At 64.5% G+C, this 18893-nt stretch carries 13 protein-coding genes, 1 tRNA gene and 3 pseudogenes; 11 read left to right on the top strand and 6 right to left on the bottom strand.

What is annotated here, in order from left to right; genetic code table 11:
• The first annotated feature begins 53 nt into the window (after positions 1 to 53).
• Positions 54 to 1082, top strand: coding sequence for an IS701 family transposase (locus ACOYYX_RS11450; protein WP_422930053.1), 1029 nt, complete (start codon positions 54 to 56; stop codon positions 1080 to 1082).
• On the opposite strand, the gene ACOYYX_RS11445 is transcribed toward ACOYYX_RS11450, so the two are convergent.
• Both ACOYYX_RS11445 and ACOYYX_RS11440 read right to left on the bottom strand, forming a co-directional pair.
• Positions 1042 to 2232 carry an ISL3 family transposase gene (locus ACOYYX_RS11445; protein ID WP_422930052.1) on the bottom strand — a complete coding sequence of 397 codons (1191 nt, stop codon included), beginning with the start codon at positions 2230 to 2232 and terminating at the stop codon, positions 1042 to 1044. The genes ACOYYX_RS11450 and ACOYYX_RS11445 overlap by 41 nt on opposite strands.
• 114 nt (positions 2233 to 2346) lie before the next feature.
• On the bottom strand, positions 2347 to 2592 hold the full coding sequence (locus tag ACOYYX_RS11440; RefSeq protein ID WP_422930051.1) for a hypothetical protein: 246 nt from the start codon (positions 2590 to 2592) through the stop codon (positions 2347 to 2349).
• Between the two features lie 272 nt (positions 2593 to 2864).
• On the opposite strand from ACOYYX_RS11440, the gene ACOYYX_RS11435 reads away from it, so the two are divergent.
• The 3 genes and pseudogenes from ACOYYX_RS11435 to ACOYYX_RS11425 all read left to right on the top strand — a co-directional run.
• A tRNA-Phe gene (locus ACOYYX_RS11435) sits at positions 2865 to 2937 on the top strand.
• 330 nt (positions 2938 to 3267) lie between these two features.
• Complete coding sequence (locus tag ACOYYX_RS11430; RefSeq protein WP_422930050.1) at positions 3268 to 3759, top strand: DUF2127 domain-containing protein; 492 nt, start codon at positions 3268 to 3270, stop codon at positions 3757 to 3759.
• A 58-nt stretch (positions 3760 to 3817) separates the two neighbouring features.
• Positions 3818 to 4890 (top strand): annotated as a pseudogene (locus ACOYYX_RS11425) (IS630 family transposase); the annotation flags it as partial.
• 187 nt (positions 4891 to 5077) lie between these two features.
• On the opposite strand, the gene ACOYYX_RS11420 reads toward ACOYYX_RS11425, so the two are convergent.
• Complete coding sequence (locus ACOYYX_RS11420) at positions 5078 to 5305, bottom strand: MerR family transcriptional regulator (protein WP_422931615.1); 228 nt, start codon at positions 5303 to 5305, stop codon at positions 5078 to 5080.
• Between the two features lie 1634 nt (positions 5306 to 6939).
• Between ACOYYX_RS11420 and ACOYYX_RS11415 the strand changes: the two genes are divergently transcribed.
• Entirely contained in the window at positions 6940 to 7389 is a 450-nt protein-coding gene (locus tag ACOYYX_RS11415) for a hypothetical protein (protein ID WP_422930049.1), read from the top strand.
• A 21-nt stretch (positions 7390 to 7410) separates the two neighbouring features.
• Positions 7411 to 7575 (top strand): transposase, encoded by a 165-nt coding sequence (locus ACOYYX_RS11410; RefSeq protein ID WP_422931614.1) that lies wholly within the window; start codon positions 7411 to 7413, stop codon positions 7573 to 7575.
• A gap of 304 nt (positions 7576 to 7879) precedes the next feature.
• Here ACOYYX_RS11410 and ACOYYX_RS11405 read toward each other — a convergent pair.
• Positions 7880 to 7954: pseudogene (locus ACOYYX_RS11405) on the bottom strand (hypothetical protein); the annotation flags it as partial.
• Between the two features lie 355 nt (positions 7955 to 8309).
• Positions 8310 to 11216, bottom strand: a complete 2907-nt coding sequence (locus tag ACOYYX_RS11400; RefSeq protein ID WP_422930048.1) for a sigma-70 family RNA polymerase sigma factor — start codon at positions 11214 to 11216, stop codon at positions 8310 to 8312.
• 318 nt (positions 11217 to 11534) lie between these two features.
• Between ACOYYX_RS11400 and ACOYYX_RS11395 the strand changes: the two are divergent.
• The 5 genes and pseudogenes from ACOYYX_RS11395 to ACOYYX_RS11375 form a co-directional block, all read left to right on the top strand.
• Positions 11535 to 11804 (top strand): annotated as a pseudogene (locus ACOYYX_RS11395) (RNA polymerase sigma factor); the annotation flags it as partial.
• Between the two features lie 130 nt (positions 11805 to 11934).
• Positions 11935 to 12525 (top strand): hypothetical protein, encoded by a 591-nt coding sequence (locus tag ACOYYX_RS11390; protein WP_422931731.1) that lies wholly within the window; start codon positions 11935 to 11937, stop codon positions 12523 to 12525.
• Positions 12495 to 12623 (top strand): hypothetical protein, encoded by a 129-nt coding sequence (locus ACOYYX_RS11385; RefSeq protein ID WP_422930047.1) that lies wholly within the window; start codon positions 12495 to 12497, stop codon positions 12621 to 12623. Before ACOYYX_RS11390 ends, ACOYYX_RS11385 begins: the two co-directional genes overlap by 31 nt.
• A gap of 557 nt (positions 12624 to 13180) precedes the next feature.
• Positions 13181 to 14311: a hypothetical protein gene (locus ACOYYX_RS11380; RefSeq protein ID WP_422930046.1), complete on the top strand. Its 1131-nt coding sequence runs from the start codon at positions 13181 to 13183 to the stop codon at positions 14309 to 14311.
• A 531-nt stretch (positions 14312 to 14842) separates the two neighbouring features.
• Entirely contained in the window at positions 14843 to 15169 is a 327-nt protein-coding gene (locus ACOYYX_RS11375) for a hypothetical protein (RefSeq protein ID WP_422930045.1), read from the top strand.
• A gap of 198 nt (positions 15170 to 15367) precedes the next feature.
• Here the strand turns inward: ACOYYX_RS11375 and ACOYYX_RS11370 are convergent, their stop codons facing one another.
• On the bottom strand, positions 15368 to 18697 hold the full coding sequence (locus ACOYYX_RS11370; RefSeq protein WP_422930044.1) for a protein kinase domain-containing protein: 3330 nt from the start codon (positions 18695 to 18697) through the stop codon (positions 15368 to 15370).
• Positions 18698 to 18893 lie beyond the last annotated feature (196 nt).

Here is an 18893-nt window from a genome sequence, read left to right as displayed (position 1 = left end):
TGGGCTACGAGTTTTAAAAGCTTTAGGAGTTACGCAGTAGTGGCCTTGCGTCCATGGAGGGTCGGGCGGCCTCGGCTGGTATGATGGGATTTATGAAAAACGATGTTAAATGTCAGGATACGAACTACATCGACTTCCTCATCGCCAGCCCCAAGTCCTTCTCCTGCACGGAGGCCGCCAAGGTGCAACCCGAGTCGCAGGACGCCCCCGCACACGATGCCTTCACCCGGCTCCTCCGCCGCCTCGAGCCCGATCCCGAGACCTTGTGGGCCGAGGCTCGCCCCCTGGTCTCCCTCAAGGGAGGCCTCCTCGTCCTCGACGATTCCACCCTCGATAAGCCCTACGCCCATAAGATCGACCTGGTCAGCCGACACTGGTCCGGGAAGCACCACGCCGTCGTCCGCGGCATCAACCTCACCACCCTGCTGTGGACCGACGGCGACCGCCATATCCCCTGCGACTACCGGATTTACGACCACGAGCACGACGGGCTGACCAAGAACGACCATTTCCGCAACATGCTCCGGGCGGCTAAGTCGCGGGGTCTCGCCCCCGACTGTGTCGCCTTCGACGGCTGGTACAGTGCCCTGGAGAATCTGAAGCTGATCCGCGGCTTGAACTGGCATTGGCTGACGCGGCTGAAGATCAATCGCCGGGTTAACCTCAACCGGCAGGGCAACAAGGCCGTCGACGAGACGGCGATCGAGGCCGCCGGCACGATCGTCCATCTGGAAGGTTACGGCCTGATTCGTGTCTTCAGGATCGTCTCCCGAGACGGAGACACTGAGCACTGGGCGACCGACGACCTGGCGATGGACGAGCTGACGCGGTTGGTGCTGGCCGAGCGGACGTGGGCGATTGAGAACTATCACCGGGGCCTGGAGCAGTGCTGCGGGGTCGAGCGATGCCAGGCCCGGGTAGGTCGGGCGCAGCGCAACCACATCGGGATGGCGATCCGGGCCTTCCTGCGGCTGGAGCGTCATTTCTATGCCACCGGGGTGAGTTGGTACGAGGCCAAGGCACAAATCATCCGGGGAGCCGTCAGGGCTTATATCGCTCAACCCTTGTACAAACTTCCATGACCGCGTAACTCCTAACCTTGTTGTTCAGCCCCTCCACGGCACCCGAGGAGATCTCGCCGCGGGCGCGGAACCAGTTCAAGATCAGCGGCCGATGCGCCCGGATCGTCCGCGCCACCTTCTTCATCGGCTCCAGCCGGGAGCGCATCACACGCCTCGTCCACTCGTCCAGGAACCTCCCCGCCCAGGCCGGGTTCCTGTACTCCCAGAGCCTCTGGAACCCCTCGCGCAGCAGGTACGCCCGCACCGTGCGCAGGTTGTACCTCAGCAGCTCCGAGAGCTTCACCGTCTGCTTCTCGCTCAGGTTCGCCGGGCGCTTCAGGAAGCACCACCGCGACCGCTTCAATACGGGCTCATAGCCGTCTCGCCGCAGTCGCTTCGACTCCTCCGCGCGGATCTCTTCCAGCGCCTTGCCGAACTTCTGCATGACGTTGAACCGATCCAGCACGTGGACCGCCCCGCCCAGCCTCTCGGCGATCACGTTGAGGTAAGGCCTCCACATGTCGCTGCAGACATACTGCACCCGCCGGCAGGCGGCCTCGCCCAGGCCATCCAGGCACGAGGGCAGGCTCGCCTCGGTCCGCTCCTCGCATACGGCCAGGAGCCGCCTCGCCTCGCCGATGTCGTAGACCAGCGTGAGATAGCGATGCCCGCGACCCCGGGCGACCTCGTCCACCCCCACCGCGGTCAGCCGGCTTAGGTCGCGATGGGCCAGGCCCCACCCCACGGCGAATTCCACCGCCCGGCACACGCTGTCCCACGAGGTGGGGAAGATCGAGGCCACCTCGCTCCAGCTCAGCCGCCTGGCCCACCTCGCCAGGAACCAGCGGTAGGTCGTGGTCAGCCGATTCTTGCCGTCGCACCAGGGGACCATCTCGACGGTGACCCCGCACCGCCGGCAGTCCACCCGGCGCATGCGATAGGCCAGCAGGACCGCGATCCCCCACAGCGGCACGAACTCGAAGAGGCGGTCGTCGATGCGATCGTAGGCCGTGCCGGGGCGACCGCAGCCGGAGCAGTGAGGTCGCGAGTTCTTCCGCGGCCGCACCCTGATCACCAGGGCGAGCTCCCCTTTGTGCCGCCCCCAGGACGCCGAGGCATAGACGAAGGACTTGAACTTCTCGACGCGATTGAGGATCGTCTGGATACGCATCCTGGGGCACTCCCGGTCGTGATGAAGCCTGGTAACTCCATCATCTCCGCGGATTGCCTCAGGATGCGACCCTTTCCCTCGAAGGCCGATTACTACTCTCGCCCTCCGCCAACATCACCCACAGATTCTGCCGGAGAGCCTTTTTTCGAGGTCGTCGATCCTCGCCTGGACGGCGCGGCTGAGGACGCGACGCTGTTGCTCGCGGCCCCGCTCGACGACGGCGTCCTCGCAGACCTCCAGGACTGAGCCGTCGGGGGCGGTGGCCGCCAGGTCCTTCATCTCCTGGAGGAAGCCGACGTATTGCCGGACGAGATCCTCGTCCTCGGAGTCGATCTCGAAGCTAATGGTCTTCCGTGCCATGACCCGGCTCCTCAAGGTGTACGATGATCAGTCGCCCCATTCTGCCAGGGCTCATGACTCACCACCAGAAAATCCGGTTACACCCCTAGATCATCCAGGCTTCTCCTGACGCACCAACGGGCTGCTATCCCTGATATCCGAGGACCCGTACCGCACGAACCCCGCTTGAGAAAGCCCTCCAACCTCGAAACTCGAGAATTGTCCCCGTCATATTTCAGTGACCTGTTGACATTGGGGCCCTCACTCGCTATCTTCACATTCGTTCATGGCTCGGGCAGATAGCTCAGCTGGTAGAGCACAGGACTGAAAATCCTGGTGTCGCCGGTTCGATCCCGGCTCTGCCCATTTTCTCCTTCATTCCAGGCGGGTTTGTCACTCACTCCTAAACCTGCCTTCGTCCCCACGTTTGCATGCTTTCTCATTTCTAGACCTTCCTCCGCGATCTCTGCTGTAACTGACTTTCGTTCTGATCGAGTGCTATAAAACCACTCAACATGGCGAAACTACGTTAATAACATCCAAAAACCGACTACCAACAGACTTATCGATCATCGAATTCATGAACGTGCCGGTTCATCGATTCTATGGCGCATTATCCTGTATGTCTGATTCGGGCATCGCGATTGCGATCCAGAATCTTGACAGATTCCAAAGAGCATGAGGAAGTCATCCCACATGGAAGCCGCTCCCGCCAAATATAGGGGCCGGGAGCCAAAAGGCTTCCAGCTCATCGGGATTTTCAAGCTCCTCAGCGCCATCTTCCTGATCGCGGCTGGCGTTGGCATTTTCCGCCTGGTGAACGAGAACCTCGGCGAAGAGCTCGAATACTATATCCTCCGCCTCAGGCTCGATCCCGAGAACCGCCAGATCCACGCCGTGATCTCCGTGGTTTCAGGCATCGAGCCGCACCAACTGAAGCTCATTGGCTTCGGCACATTTCTCTATGCGATCCTCCATTTGATCGAAGGCACCGGCCTCCTCCTCCGCCGTCGCTGGGCCGGCTACGTCACCGTCATCATCACCAGCTCGCTCCTCCCCGTCGAAATCTATGAGATCTTCCACCACGCCAACTGGATGAAAATCCTTGTCCTTTCCATCAACGTGGCGATCGTCCTCTACTTGGTCGTGAGCCTGAAACGCGAACTCTCCGCCAATTCCAGCTCCTGATCAGGGCTAATCACAGTTACTGACCATTGGGTTAGAGTCTCCCCGAAGGAGACTCGCCATGCCCCGCGGAAGACCCAAGGTCGAACTGATCCTCACCGATGAGGAGAAACGGCAGCTGATGACCTGGGCCTCGCGGGCCAAGAGCTCGCAGCAACTCGCCCAGCGGGCCCGCATCGTCCTGGCCTGCGCCGAAGGCCAAGCCAACCTGGTGGTCGCCGACGAGCTCGGCGTCACCACACAGACCGTCGGCAAATGGCGCGGGCGATTCCTCGACCGCCGCCTCGACGGCCTCGCCGACCAGGAACGGCCGGGCGCCCCCAGGACCGTCACCGATGAGGATGTCGAGGAGGTCATCACCAGGACCCTCGAGACTAAGCCCAAGTTGGCGACGCACTGGAGCACCCGCGGGATGGCCAAGGCCACCGGACTCTCGCAGTCGACCGTCAGTCGCGTCTGGCGTGCCTTCGGCCTGAAGCCCCACCGCTGCGACACCTTCAAGCTCTCCGGCGGCCCCTACTTCATCGAGAAGGTCCGCGACGTCGTCGGCCTCTACATGGCCCCGCCCGACCGCGCCATCGTCCTCTGCGTCGGCGAGAAGAGCCAGATCCAGGCGTTGGACCGCACCCAGCCCCTGCTGCCGATGCGACCGGCCCAGACCGAGCGACGGACCCACGACTACGCCAGGCACGGCACGACGTCGCTATTCGCGGCCCTGAACGTGGCCACGGGCGAAGTGATCGGGCGCTGCCTCCGCAGGCACCGGCATCAGGAGTTCCTCAAGTTCCTCGACGAGATCGACGCCAACGTCCCCAAGGTGCCGGGGGTGGAGATCCACCTGGTGATGGACAACTACGGGACGCACAAGGCCCCGGCGCTGAGGCGGTGGTTCCTGCGGCATCCCGAGTACCGGATGCACTTCACGCCGACGAGCGGCTCGTGGCTGAATCAGGGGGAGCGGTTCTTCGCCGAGATCACCGAAAAGCGGATCAGCCGGGGTCGTTCCGAAGCGTGGCGTCGCTGGAGCGAGCGATCAAGGAGTACCTGGAGGATCATAATAGCAATCCTCGCCCGTTCGTGTGGACGGCGAATGCCGACCTGATCCTGGGACGGATCAAGGCAATTTGTCAACGAACTTCCGATCGCGAAATAAAGGATGGACGTGGAGTGGGCCCGCGAGGAGCATCAAGCCGAGATCAACTCGACTGGACCAAATCCTTCAAGAGCCTGATTTATGGGCACGACATTTCGAAGCAGATTGCACCGCCCCAGGCATGACCTGGACCACTACCGTGCCATCAACTTAAATCTTCATGCGATGTCAACTCAGGCCGGTCGTCGAACGGTGGCTGCCCGTCCTGCCAGGGCGACGAAAGAGCGAGCCATTCGGCCACTCACCCTTTTCGATCCAGGAGAAAATGTCCTGAGAGTTGAAATATCTGAGAGAGCCCCGCGTGTCGCGAGGTAAGGGCCACACCCCGGTCTCGATCCACCAGAGGATAATCCGCGGCCTGACCCCGCATGCTCGGGCTGCCGCCCCATGGGACATCCGGAAGCACGGGTTTTCTCTGGCCAAGTAAGCGGACTTCATCCTGAGGCAAGGCGAGAGAGTCGAGGCGCTCATTTCACATTCTCGATTCCTGCAAGCGTCGTTCTCCGCATTTCAATGCAAGGCGATCCGTGCCTAGTAGTCGATCCGATGGAGGGCCGCTACCCAACCCTTGAGGATGGGAACCGTGCCGAAATATCCCAAATGCTCGCGACGAGGACGCGATCGAATCGCGATATCGGGGAACCTGCATTTCATTCTAACAACAAACGCGCTTGTCAAATTCAAAAAGTCAGTAAAATTTGATTTTTTGAGTTTCGTCACCCCGCCATGATGCTATCCTGGACGCCTGCGGAGGGTGTCCCCGGCATCGTGAGAGAATCACGAACCATTGGCTTGAGATTCGCACTGAAATAAAATTTGTGTAAGCATCGATCCGGGCAAATTTCAAGAATCGGCAAAGGGTCTCATGCTGAAGGAAATCTCCACAGAGCGACGGGGTTGGCGCATGCCCTCATTCTTGCATTTGGCACTACGCGTAATGCTACAGGTGCAATTACCGGCTTCATCCGAGGCGAGTCGTCCCTTCGCAGATTTTGAATGACCGAACGAAGGCACTTTGCTGGGCACAGGAAAACAATGGAACCGTCGAAAGATTTGAACACATCCCCGATTCATGTCAGCGGTCACGCTCCCGGCCCGGCCCGACCGGAGGACGACAGCCAACGTCAAGAAGTTGACTGCGCTCAACCTCACGCCGACGGTGATCCCCCCGAGCTCCAAGCGACGAGCGAATCCGGGTGGACTGAGAATGGAACCCTCGGTCGTGCTTCGGAGCTCCGCGGGCGTCGTGAGCCCTCACTTCATCGGGACTCGGTGCAGGCCATGGAATCGGTTATCTCGGATGCTCGCGACGACGTGTCCCCGAAGCTGTTCGTGCAGCGGAAGGTCCACGAACTCCTCGGGGTGGCTAGCAACGTCCTGCGCAACGTATCCCAACGCGGATTTCTCCGCCTAGGCGGCCGCTCCGCCAATAATCGGGGTGGGGACCAGGAGCATTGATGGGACGCGATACAGGCATCGGGACCCCGCCCACCCTGGGGACGCCGCATCGGAATTGACGATCGGATGGTGTGCCGTCAAGTGCTAAGCCAATAGCGGGCCAGGCACTCCTCCATTCATCGGAGTTCGACATGGGTGTGGACCAGAATCCTTGGATCAGAGTCGAAACCGTCCGGTCGACCTTCGACTCGCAGCATAGGCGCCATCGCAGGCTGGCATTCACCGAGATCCACGATCCTGAGACCGGACGCACGGTCTATCTCTCGACCGTACTCATCCATCATATAATGGAATTCCATAAGTTTAACGCCATTTCATACAAAAGTAAGTTCTTCGGCGGATCCAACCATGAAAAAATGAGGCGATACTCGACCCTCGAAGATGCAAGAAATGGTCACATCGATTTATGCTCGTATTTATTTGTCGACGAAACGAGAGGGATCGTTGGTGATAGCTGAAAAGCTCCGCATCCCTCCTGGATGACGGCCACTCCCGGGCCGCTGTCGCCACCCTCCTGTCCTGTAGCTCCGGGCCATCGATCGCTGGGTCAGGACGTTCTATCAGGAAGGGATTTGGGGCTGACCGGGTATAAGCCCGGCCGGCCCTTTCGATTCTCCACCGCCTGGATCGCCGTTGTCGTCAAGTGCGTCACCAAGTGCGCCCCGCGGCACTTCGGGATTCTCCGCGGCCGGTGGTGCTGTGAAGCCGTCACGCGGAGGATGCTCCGAGAGTACGAGATCAAAGTCAGCGGCGAGACTGTCCGCCGCTGGGGCCGAAGGATGAGAAGGGCGACCAAGCTCACCGCCCTGCGCCGGGTCCTGGCCAAACTGCCCGACGACGAGACGGCCGTCTTCCAGCATGACGTCGATATCAACACCAGCCCGAAGATCGGCTCGATGTGGATGGTCAAGGGCCGCCAGGCGAAGGTCGAGACACCCGGCAACAACGAGAAACGATACCTGAGCGGGTCGATCCACTGGCGGACCGGGCAGGTCTTCCTGATGGAGGGGGCGCCGAAGTAGGTGAGGAACACGGCGATATTCTTGAAGCACCTCGATGAGCTTCGAGGCCGGCTGAGGCGTTACCGCAAGATCCACGTCATTTGCGATAACGCGAAGTGTCACACCAGCAATGAGGTGGCGGTGCACCTGCACGAGCACCGCGAGCGGATCGACCTCCACTTCCAGCCGTCGTACAGCCCGGATTGAAACCCGATCGGGCGGGTGTGGAACCTGCACGACCAGACCACCCGCCCATGACCGAGAGGTGGTCGCGCGGTTGCTTCTCGCGGGGCACCGGGGTGAGGCCCTCCGGGGATATGTCTTGACCACCCCCCGGGAGCGGAGAGACGCCCGATTCGCCCTCGGAAACCAGGGCACGACGCTCCCGACGGGCACGACGTCTTGATTCCGGCCAGACGTCCTCGAGCCGCCGCCGAATGGCGTCCTCGTCCCGCCGGATCGGTTGCTGCGGGGCCCAATCCAGATCCTTGAGGAGGCGGCCGACATGGCTCTTGTGGGAGTGGACGCCGAACTCCCACTCGATGACCTTGGCGAGGCGGGCGCAGGTCCAGACTTCGTAAGCCATAGGGCTCAGGCCCATGCCAAAGAAGTTCGGGGATCGGCTGCTTCTGCCCGGCCGAGAACTTCGGCAAGGCACCAGGTGCGAGACGCGACCAGGGCGAGTCGGCGCCTCGGGCCTCGGCCGACCAGCGGCCGACGGAGACCTCGGAGACGTCGAGGGCCTCAACGATGCCACGCTGATGCCGGCCCCGGCCCTTGAGGCACAGCGCCCGGAAACTCCGCCATTCGCGACACCCATGGGGGTGAGTCGTATCGATCCCATCATCTTACTGCTGTCCACTTAACGCGATTTACTCGCCGGTCAGTAGTTCAACGGGATGTTAACGATAGCGGGTTGAGGATCCGCTCAACTCGAAGCATCAGCGCGTGGCAGGTACATCCCAGACGAGGACGGTCGTGTCGGTCAAGCCGGAGACCAGGCCACGGCCGTCGGGGGTGAAGGCCAGGCTGGTGACCTGAGAATCGAGGCCGCGGAGGATGGCACGCTCGCGGCCAACAGTGGCGTCGAAGAGGCCAATCATCGGCTGCTTGCCCACCGTCATCGCGATGGCCACGAGTGTCCCGTCGGGCGAGATCGCGCCGTGACCGAACATCGAGCCGGGACGCTTGAATTCGAGCCTCGATTGACCGTTCGACGCGTCGAGCAGGCGGGCGACCCCATCCGCCACGCTGGCTCGACTACGGCCATCGACCAGCCTGACCATAGTCCGGGCGTTCGACGTCAACAGGAGCGTCTTGCCGTCGGGCGAGAAATGGAAAGTCCTCGCCTTCTCCTGGAATAACGGCTTGCCCGTCGCGGCCTCGACGACGTAGACCCCATCACCCCCCGGCCCGGATATGGCCAGCTTCGTCCCGTCCCTGGAGTATTCGGCCGCGTGGAAGAGTTCGTCGGCGAACGCCGATTCCTTCTCGATCGAGAGTTGGGGCAAGACCGCGTCGGAGACGCGACCGGTCAACACATCGAACCCTCGCGCCGAGCCGTCACGCCAGACGCTCAGTATTTTTTTATTATCATTTGTAAACTTGATGTCTACCATAGGGTCGAAGGGGCTCGGGGCCGACCACGACCAGAGCTCGAGACCGGTGGCGAAGTCCCAGAGAGTGACGATGCCCGGATACTCGAGCCCGCTGGCCAAGAAACGCCCATCCGAGGACAGGTCGAGCGAACGGACCCACCCCTTATGCCGCAAGACCGAACGCTGCCGGCCGGTCGTCAGGTCCCAGACGCGCGCCGTGTGATCGTCGCTCCCGGTGATCAGCGTCTTCCCCCCTTCGGCGAAGAGGAGTTGGGTCACGCTCTGCTCGTGGGCGTCGGGGACCGCGAAGCGATCGAGGCTAGTCGCGAGATCCCAGAGGTGGAGCACATGAGTGCTGTCGCAGGCGATGGCCTTGCCATCGGGCGAGAAGGCGATCCTGCCATACCAGGAGGCCCCCGACTCGAACTTGCGGGTGATCCGCCAGGTGGTCGCATCCCAGGTCATCAAGCTGCCATTTCCGCTCTGGGCGGCGAGCGTCTTGCCGTCGGGCGAGAACGCCAGCCCGGGATGATACGAGTCGTCCCCTTTGAGTCGGTGCCGCTCGCGGCCTGTGGCCACATCCCAGAGGATGATCGTCGGGTCATCGGCTCCGGAGGCCAGCACGTTGCCGTCGGGAGAAAAGGCGAGGGCGCGGATCGGTCGTTCATGCCCACCCAGGACGCGAGTCTCGCTATTTCCGGTCATGTCGATGAGATGGATGCGATTGTTGTGACCGCTCGAGTCGCGGCTGCTCGCGGCGAGCGTGTTGCCGTCGGGCGAGAACGCGACGGCGTGGGCATCATCCTCGCCGATTTTGAGCTTGGACCGGACGAGGCCGGTGGCGATGTCCCAGATCCGCACGATCCCCTCATCGCTCCCGGTCGCCAGGGCCTTTTCGTCGGGCGACAGCGCCAGGGACCAGACGTCGCCCCGGTCGTCGCCCCACTCGGCATGTGCCGACCGCCGGCCCGTGGCGAAGTCGAAGATCGACCACTTATGGAAGGTCTGACGGCGGACGGGGTCGAAGCTGAAGCCAAGCGTCGCCAGGGCCTTGCCGTCGCGGGAGAGCACCGCGGCGCGGAGGGTATCCACGGCGGCGTCGAACTGTCTGAGAAGCCGCCCGTTGGCCGGGTCCCGGATCGCAATGGTTCCATCCCCGGAGGCGGAAACCAAAGCCTTGCCGTCGGGGGTGAAGGCGATATCAACGATCCTCGAGCGCTGCCGGGCCTGGATCGTCCCCAACCGCAATCTCACGCCCGGGGGCAGCGGGTTGCCCTGGGAGTCGAGCGCGGGGCGGGCGGCGACCTGGCGGGGGCCCTGGGCGGGGGGCCGGGTATTCTTGGCGGCCTCGCGGTGAGGCGCTTCGCCATCTTGGCGGGTGCCGTAGACGAGCCCGACGGCCGCGACTGCCGCGGCTAGCGAGGCGGTCGCGAGGGTGCGGAGCCCGGCCGGGGCCAGGATACGCCCGAGCCATCGACGCAACCCGGCGTGGGCCGCCAGGGTCATCGCCGCCGCCGATCGGCTTTCGAGGGCTTCCAGGGCCGTCCCGACCGTCGCGGCCACGAGGCTCTCGGCCGGCTCCGCCTTCGCCTCGGAGGCCAGGGTCGCCGCCACCAGGCCGACGGCAGAGGCCAGGCCTCGGGCGGAGAGGCGGGCCCGGAGATGGTCGCGGGCCCGGGCGCTCCGGCTCTTGACCGTCCCCACCGGGCAGCCGAGCTCCCTGGCGGCGCTCTCGTGGGTGTGGCCCTCGAGGTCGCAAAGCACGACCACCTCGCGATGCGCGGCGGCCAGCCGGCCGATCTCCTCGTGGAGCACGGCCGCAAGGTCGGCCTCTTCGAGCCTACGCACGTCGTCGAAAGAGGCCTGCACGGCCATCCCGGCGACCTTGCGCTCGCGGGCCCGACGCCGCAAATCGGCCTTGCGGGCGTCCCCGGCGACCCGGCAGGCGACCCCGTGCAGCCAGGGGCCAAGCGAGTCGTGGATCCAGAGTCGGGACGCCTTGCGGGCCAGGATGAGGAAGGTGGCCTGGAAGGCGTCGTGCGCGGCGTGCTCGTCGCGGAGGAGTCCCCTGCAGACCCTGAGCACCATCGGCCCGTGCCGACGCACCAGCGTCGCGAAGGCGGCCTCGGACCCCTCCCCTGCCCTCGCCGCGAAGCGCGTCAGCAGTTGGGCATCGGTCAGCCCGCCGATGGCCCCCGACGCGAAGATCGTCCGGACGTCATCGAGTATCCCGCTCTCCTGTCCAGGCATCCGCGCACCCCGCTGTTCGCGACCTCTGTCGTTGATGGCCTACCCTGAGGGTAATGGCCACGGACGGACGCTCGGTTCCAACCCTGGCCGAAAAATCGCGGTGAGGACGGTCTCTCGAAGCTCGCAGGCATGCACCGCGCCCCGGCCAGGATATAGCCGCCGCGCGGCACTCTCGCGTTGGATTGCGATCGCTCCCGGTTGACCGAGTCGGAGCATCGCACATTGGAATTCATCGGGCGAACGACATTTTCCTGAGCAAGTATGGGCCGCGGCCCCCTCTCAGTAATATGAGATCACGTGGTAGGGAGCGGAAGGGAGATGGCGAACGAACGATCCAAAACAACCCTCCAGGATATGCGGCGCCTGTTCGGCGTGGGGACGGCCGCGGGCCTGGCTGATGCCCAGTTGCTCGGGTGTTTCGTCGCCAGCCGCGACGAGGCGGCATTCGCCGCACTGGTGGCGGCACACGGGCCGATGGTCATGGCAGTCTGCCGACACGTCCTCTCCGATCCCGCCGACGCCGAAGACGCCTTCCAGGCGACGTTCCTGGTCCTGGTAAGCAAGGCGCGATCGGTCCGCGCGGAGGGGCCGCTAGGGGCGTGGCTGCACCGGGTCGCCCATCGTGTTGCCGTCGAGGCGAATCGCGATGCCGTCCTACGCCATGCGAGCGAGCGGAAGGCCGCGGAATTGTCGGGCTCCGCTGGTCTACGCGGGTGTCATGCTCGACGATCGAGGGAAGCCCCTCGCCGGCGCGAAGCTCTTCGTCAGCACACCGACGTCCGATCAATTCGCGTTCGTGCGAGGCGGCACGAGCAGGCCCGACGAGAGATTCCGCTTCGAACTCGCGAGGGCGTTCGACAAGTCGCGGCAGGATAATCCCTGGGCGTATGCCTCCGTGGTCGCCACCGCCGACGGCTTCGGGCCCGTGTGGATGAGCGCGGCCACGCCGTCGCTCCCGGGTGTACAACCCGCCGACCGCCTGACGCTTCGACTGGCCAGGGACGACATCGCGATCGAGGGCCGGATCCTGAATTCGGAAGGGCGGCCGGTAGTCGGTTCCAAAGCCCAGCCGTCCTTCCTCAATTCCAAGCAGAATTACGAGTTCTCGCACATCCCCTATGACAGCGATGAGCCGTCGCCCGGGACCATGGGATTCGTGAGCGTACAGAATCTCTCCTGGTGGCCCGACTCTATTGCACACTCTCGCTCCGTCGGAGTATTCCAGGGGTATGGCGTCATCGCCTCCCGGCCTGAGGATCTCAACGTCGGAGCCGCACGATGGATGACCTGGCCCGCTTCTGCTGCCTGAATTCCGCCTGCCCCGAGCATGGCAAGCGAGGTGCGGGAAATCTGACCCTGACCAGCCGCTACGGACCCCGCAAGGAGCGGCGCATGCTCCGCTCTTGACGACCGAAGTCGAACCGCACGAAGGACAGACGACGCCGTTGGGCCACCGCATGTCGCGGACGGTCTGGAAGCACTTGGCGTCGTCGAAAAGGTTCTGTATGTTCACCATGATGGAGCGGCTCGCGGCACCGATCGCGATGGCGGTCAAGGTCGTCCGAGACCTTCGATCCTGGCGAATCCGAACGCCTCATCACCCCGGAATCCATCTTGAGCCTCCCCTGTTTGTCTTCACCCAGTTCGACCGATCCTAGGGCGGATCGGTCGACTGCGTGCGGCGCCGAGCCCCGGGTGACGGTCGTCGTGGGCGGATCGGATGGCATCGAGCCGAGGAGGATGAGATGGGCTGCCGCGAGGTAGATGGGTTGAGGGACGAACCGAAGAGGGCCGTTGGGGCGTCCGGTCACGCATTCGGCTTGCCGGCCGCCCCGAATCTCGCTGTTTTTCTTGGACCCAGGAATGCGCCGGATGTCTAATGTGCGTTCAGGAGAGCCAGGCGAGATCCTGGACAACGAGGTCAACGCTCATCCGGGAAGTCTCGGCTCAAGGGGGTTATGTCAATGGGTGAGTCATCCAGGGACGGCGGCAACGATCTGCGACCCTCGGCCCAATCGGAGGCCCTGCTGGCACTCCACCTCGCCCCCGGCGAGGCGGTCCTCTGGTCGGGGAGGCCGGACCCGGGCACTGTCGCCCGCCGGATGATCCCGAGGTCGCTCGCCGGCCTCGGTTTCGTGGCCTTCACCCTGCTGTGGATAGCCGGCGCGGTCCAGGGCAAAAACAACAACTGGGACGGGGGGAAGGCCGTCGCCCCGTTCGCCCCGCACAACGTCAGGATTGCCGCTCTCGCTGGCCTCTGGATGCTCCCGCCCGGCCTGTACATGCTCACCTGGCCGTTACTGGCGTGGCGGCGGGCCGGGGGGACCACCTACGCCCTGACCGACCGGAGGGCGATGATCATCGCCGGACACCGGGCCAAGTCGTTCCGGCCCGAGGATCTTGCCCTGGTTCAATGCGACGAGCAGGCCGGCGGCTCGGGCGACCTCGTCTTCGAGAACCGCAAGACCTGGACCGGCCAGGCCCGCCCCGTCGGGTTCCTGGGGATCGAGCGGGTCCGGGAGGTCGAGGCCCTGCTACGGCGGGCGCTCGGAGAGGCCCATTTCGCCGCCCCGGCCCCATCGGTCGGGGGAAGGCCGGATGGCGGGTTCGGACGCCCGGCCACCTCCGACGACCCCGGCCCGGTGAGGACGTGGAAGCTCCCTGTGTCCCAGCGGGTCATCCTCGTCGGCATCTGCCTGGTCTTCTCGATCGTCCCGATCGTCATGGCGGTCAACACCGCCCTCGTCCTGGCCTGGGGCCTTCAACGGGGGCAGGTGCCGGAGGTGTTCCCCCTCATATGCCTCGGCGCCGTGGTCGTCTCCCTCGGGTTCGCCTTCGCGATCCGGCACATACTGGCGACCCCCGTCGAGATCTCGCTCGCCGAGGACGGGACCGTCACCTTCCGCAGTTGGCTTCGCACGGAGGCCATACCCGCCGGGGAGATCCGCTCGGTCGAGACGGGTGGGAATCGTTTCGAGGCGAGGGTCCGCCACGGGGACGGCTCCGTGAGACTGATCAACAACTTCCCGGATTTCCGGTCCTTCCTGGCCTCGCTCAAGGTGTCCAACCCCGACGTGGTCATCCGGGGGTTCTGACGAGCCTCATCGAGCGAGCCGGCTTCGTTTTCGGGCCAGACGAGCAGGAGATCCGTCCGTCTCGGGGGAAACGGGGGGCATAGCGGGACGTCATCCACGATTCCACATGCATTTCATTCCGACGAGGAGTTCGCCCCGTGGCTCGACTCTATTGCACACTCTCGCTCCGACGGAGTATTCCAGGGGGATGGTGTCATCGCCTCCCGGCCTGAGGATCTCAACGTCGGAGCCGCACGATGGATGACCTGGCCCGCTTCTGCTGCCTGAATTCCGCCTGCCCCGAGCATGGCAAGCGAGGTGCGGGAAATCTGACCCTGACCAGCCGCTATGGCGCCCGCAAGGAGCGGCGCATGCTCCGCTGCTCCGCCTGCAAGGCCCGCTCCTCCGAGCGCAAGGGGACCCCGCTGTTCGACTCGCGACTACCGGCGGAGAAGGCCGGATCGGTCCAGGAGCACATCGCCGAGGGGTGCGGCGTCCGCCAGACCGGCCGGCCCTGCAAGGTCGATCGCGACGCGGGCGGTCTTCGGCACGATGGCCGCCGTGATCGCGGCCCTGGGGATGTCGAAGGTGAGCCGGTCGATCAGCACGTCGTTCGCGGAGCGTCAGAACGGCACAGACCGGCACCGCAACGCCCGGAAGGCTCGCAAGACGTACCGGTTCAGCAAGGACTGGCCGCACCACGAGACGGCCACCTATCTGACCATGTACATTTACAACTTCTGCTGGCCGGTGAGGACGCTGCGGCTCCGTGACGAGGAGGGGCATTGGCAGGAGAGGAGCCCGGCGATTGCGGCCGGGCTGTCGGATCATGTCTGGTCGATCCCCGAATGGCTGGCGTCCCCGCCAGTGCGACGTTGACAGGTCAAAACATACAAGTATAATTACAAAAAATTACATGTGAACATTAATTAATACAACCGCAGAACCGAAGGAGTGCGGTCGGGGCCTTGCCGAACATTACGAGCGCTCGACTGGCATGCCCGAGTGGAATGGAGCGGGATCGATCCGCGAAAACAATCGACACATTTTACATATATAAATTCATTATTTTTAAATTCATTGATCATTCCCACAGCGAACAATGAGGCCCCCCACATCGGCCCACAAGTCGAGGCAGCCCTCCCGCTCGTCCGCCGCGAGCGCCTCCAACCTGGCTGGCTCACGCAACCCGGCCAAGTCAGGCTCGCCCTGCCATAGTTGCAGCAGTTCCTTCGCACTGTTGCGGTGTGCCCGAACGCCACTCTCCAGCGTCTCGGATAGCAAGATCATGTCGGCCCGCAACCACTCGATAGCCTTCCTCCGCCAGCGCGCTTTCTCGGCCGCGTCGAGCCTGGCGGAATCCTTGCCGATCCCGCAGCCCGCCAACGCTGCACAGCAGGCGGCGCGGTAACGGCACGCGGAGCTCAGGATCTCGATCCGGTTCGATTTATCCGATTCTTGACCCGCGAGGCCAAGGCATCGTATAGTCAAGGCACTGGCCAGATGCTCATCGGCCACGAAGGCGGCCGCCCACAGGCGACTGGCGGAGGCGTAGAGCCCTTCGGATTCGCACATCCCTAGCAGTGCTATGCGCTCGTCGTTGTCCCTCGGCTGCCAGTCTCCCAGCCGGAACGCGGCCAGACCCGGAAGGATCATGGCTTCAGCCTCCCGACGGAGGGCATGGCTCACCCACTTGGTGGTGTGATCGGCCCGAGACACACTCCAGTTGTAGGAGCTTACGGCGGCCGCCAGCGACTCGCGTGCTTCCCTGGCGGAGCCCGACTGGAATCGGGCCATGGACAGCAAGAGCCGCGGGCCCGGGCGGTTGGGGAGCTGTCTCGCCGCCTCCTCCAGCAAGGGGATCGCCCGGCCGGGTCGACCCTGGCGAAACTCCGACAGCCCTTGGAGGAGTTTGAGGTAGGCGTTGTCGGGATCCGCATTTCCGGCGGTCAACGCCCTGTCCACCAGCGCGATCGAACGCTTCAGTTCATCGTCGGATGATGGAAGCAGCAGGCAGGCCAGACTGCTCCGCTCGGCGACGACCCAGTCATTTGTGGTGTCGCCGAATCGGTCGAGAAGGGCTTTGCGAGCCCGGCGATAAGCCTCCTCGTCGCCGAGGAACAGGCATAGCTCGGCGTAGCCATACCAGGACTCGTGATCCGGCGGGTCGTGTTCCAGGATCTTTTCCCAGATCCCGCGCGCCTCCTCGAGTTGGTTGCTCAGGGCCAAAGCCCTGGCCAGATCCCGGACGATGGAAGCCTTGGGATCGATGAGGAGGCCTTTACGGAAGGCGGCGAGAGCCCCCGCCTGATCCTTGCACTCGAGCAGAGCCCTGCCCAGCTTCGCATAGGCTTCCTCGCTGCCGGGCCGGACGGCCACCGCCGCGCGTAGGAAGCCGACCGCCTTCTCGGGGTTTTCCTTCTCCCAGAAGTGGCCCAGGAGGTAGTTGAGCCAGAAGTCGTCGGGATAATGCTGCTGGGCCTCCCTCAGCAAGGGGAGCGTATCGTCCCGCTTGCCGTCGAAAAGCAGGAGGCCCCCAAGCCCTGAGAGCAGCAACGGCGGCTGGGACGACGCCTCGGGCGACGCCGCCAACTCCACCAGCTTCTTCAGATCCCTGGCCGTACCGGGCTCCCTGGCCGAAGCCGCCTCCCGGAACTCTCGCCTCCAATGATCGTCGTCCGCCCGATCCAGCACAGCCCGGAGTATGCCCCCATGCGCCTCGGGCTCCCAATAGAACCAGTCATGGAGGTAGGCCAGCAGGGTGTCTCGGATGGCAGAATGGCCCACGCTCCTCGCCGCAGACTCGGCCCCCATGGTCGGCAGGTCGATGCCGTAATTCCGGAAGGCCGCCTCATAGAGCGTGGCGGCGCTGCCGCGGGTGACGGCGGGATCGGTCGAGAGCCGGAGCCGGATCCGCTCGAGTTCGACGGCCGCCCTGGCGTCCCTGCGGGACTGCGTCAGGCGCTCTCGAAGGCCGGCGGGGGCTGAATTGCCGAGCAGGCTCGGGATGCCCTCGAGCACCGCTCGGGCATCCGGCCAATGCCCTTGCCTCCCCAGGGCCGAGGCCTGCTCGAGCGCGGCCTCGACGGCCTGCTTCTCTCGCTCGTCCTGCCTTGCCAATTCCGTACGTCGCTCGGCCCGCTCCCACTCCAGCCTGGCCCCGCCGCCGATCGCAAGCCCGATCAGGGCCATGACCGTCGCCATCAGCGCCAGCAACGCCGGGTTCCGTCTCCCCCATCGCCACGACCGCGCCATCACGCTCAGGCGCCGGGCCCGGATCGGCCGCCCTTCCACGAAGCTGGTCAGGTCGTCGGCGAGCGCCTCGGCGCTGGCATAGCGGCCGTGCGGCTCCTTCCTCAGGCATTTCAGGCAGATGGTCTCCAGGTCGCGAGGTACCTTGGCGTTCAGCCTCGACGGCGGGACCGGCTCCTGCTCGACGACCTGCAGGACCGTCTCCGTCTGCGTCTCGGCGCAGAAGGGAGGCCGGCCCGTCACGAGTTCGTACAGGATCGCCCCGAGAGAGTAGATGTCGACGGCCGGCCCGATCGACCGCGAATGGCCCTGGGCCTGCTCCGGCGCCATGTAGCTCGGCGTGCCGACCAGGACCCCGCTGAGGGTGAGCCCCTCGCCGCCGTCGAGGCGCCTGGCGAGCCCGAAATCGGTGACCTTCGGCGTGCCGTCGGGCGTGAACATGATATTGGCGGGCTTGAGGTCGCGATGAACGATCCCGCCCTGGTGTGCGGCGTGCATCGCCCTGGCCAGCGTTTCCATCAGCGCCGCGGCCTGATGGGCCGGCTGCGGCGTGCCCGTCAGCTTCTGGGCGAGGCTCCCCCCCTCGATCAATTCCATGGTGAAATAAGGGCGGCCCGCCCAGTCGCCGATGTCGTAAATCTGCACGACGTTGGGGTGGCGGAGGGCGGCGACCGCCTCGGCCTCGCGCCGGAACCGCTCGCGCTCGTGATGGCCGGCGTACGAGCCCGCCAGCGTCATCTTGATGGCGACGAGCCGGCCGAGCCGGAGGTGCCGAGCCCGGAAGACGACCCCCATCCCGCCCTGCCCGAGCACCGACTCGACGTCGTAGCCGGGGACCTGCGGGATGGGGAGATACTCCCGGGACTTCGTCAACGGTTCCGCATCCGGCCAGACCGGGAGCAATGCGTCGAGCTCGGCGCGCGCCCGGCGGACCTTGCGCCAGCGCTCGCGGACGATGGGCAGGAGTTCCGGGCTCGCGCCGCAGACCTCCTCGGGGGTGGAATCCTGGTCGAGGAGCTCGTCGAGCAGTTCCTCGACGCGGGGATCGTCGGGCATCGCAGCCTCGCGCACGTTCTGGGGCGGATCGGATTCGGATGCGGGCGACGAGAGCGAGCGGCTCCGGTCGGGCCGGCCAGCGTCGTTCCCGTCGATCACAACCCTCTCACCTCGGGCGTCGAACGTGCCGAAATCGGTCTGTTGAGCGTCTGTTACACAAGATCGTAATGATACTTACAGAACCATGCAACTCTACGTGCACCCCGCTTGCCCCGCGGTGCTCCCTCGGGGCACGTCCGCCGCAAGGTCGATGTCCCGCGGGCCTTCTCGATCGAGACTCATAGGTACGTGGATT

Origin of the sequence: Singulisphaera chitinilytica (assembly GCF_049331405.1) — a bacterium.
Lineage (GTDB): Bacteria > Planctomycetota > Planctomycetia > Isosphaerales > Isosphaeraceae > PoT.
The sequence above is the reverse complement of the archived record's forward strand: the minus strand, read 5'-3'. Positions and strand labels throughout refer to the sequence as shown.

Coding starts and splice junctions, on each gene's coding strand:
- ACOYYX_RS11450 (WP_422930053.1), top strand. CDS start 54: ATGGAGGGTCGGGCGGCCTCGGCTGGTATGATGGGATTTATGAAAAAC.
- ACOYYX_RS11445 (WP_422930052.1), bottom strand. CDS start 2,232: ATGCGTATCCAGACGATCCTCAATCGCGTCGAGAAGTTCAAGTCCTTC.
- ACOYYX_RS11440 (WP_422930051.1), bottom strand. CDS start 2,592: ATGGCACGGAAGACCATTAGCTTCGAGATCGACTCCGAGGACGAGGAT.
- ACOYYX_RS11430 (WP_422930050.1), top strand. CDS start 3,268: ATGGAAGCCGCTCCCGCCAAATATAGGGGCCGGGAGCCAAAAGGCTTC.
- ACOYYX_RS11420 (WP_422931615.1), bottom strand. CDS start 5,305: ATGTCCCATGGGGCGGCAGCCCGAGCATGCGGGGTCAGGCCGCGGATT.
- ACOYYX_RS11400 (WP_422930048.1), bottom strand. CDS start 11,216: ATGCCTGGACAGGAGAGCGGGATACTCGATGACGTCCGGACGATCTTC.
- ACOYYX_RS11390 (WP_422931731.1), top strand. CDS start 11,935: ATGCTCGACGATCGAGGGAAGCCCCTCGCCGGCGCGAAGCTCTTCGTC.
- ACOYYX_RS11385 (WP_422930047.1), top strand. CDS start 12,495: ATGGATGACCTGGCCCGCTTCTGCTGCCTGAATTCCGCCTGCCCCGAG.
- ACOYYX_RS11380 (WP_422930046.1), top strand. CDS start 13,181: ATGGGTGAGTCATCCAGGGACGGCGGCAACGATCTGCGACCCTCGGCC.
- ACOYYX_RS11375 (WP_422930045.1), top strand. CDS start 14,843: ATGGCCGCCGTGATCGCGGCCCTGGGGATGTCGAAGGTGAGCCGGTCG.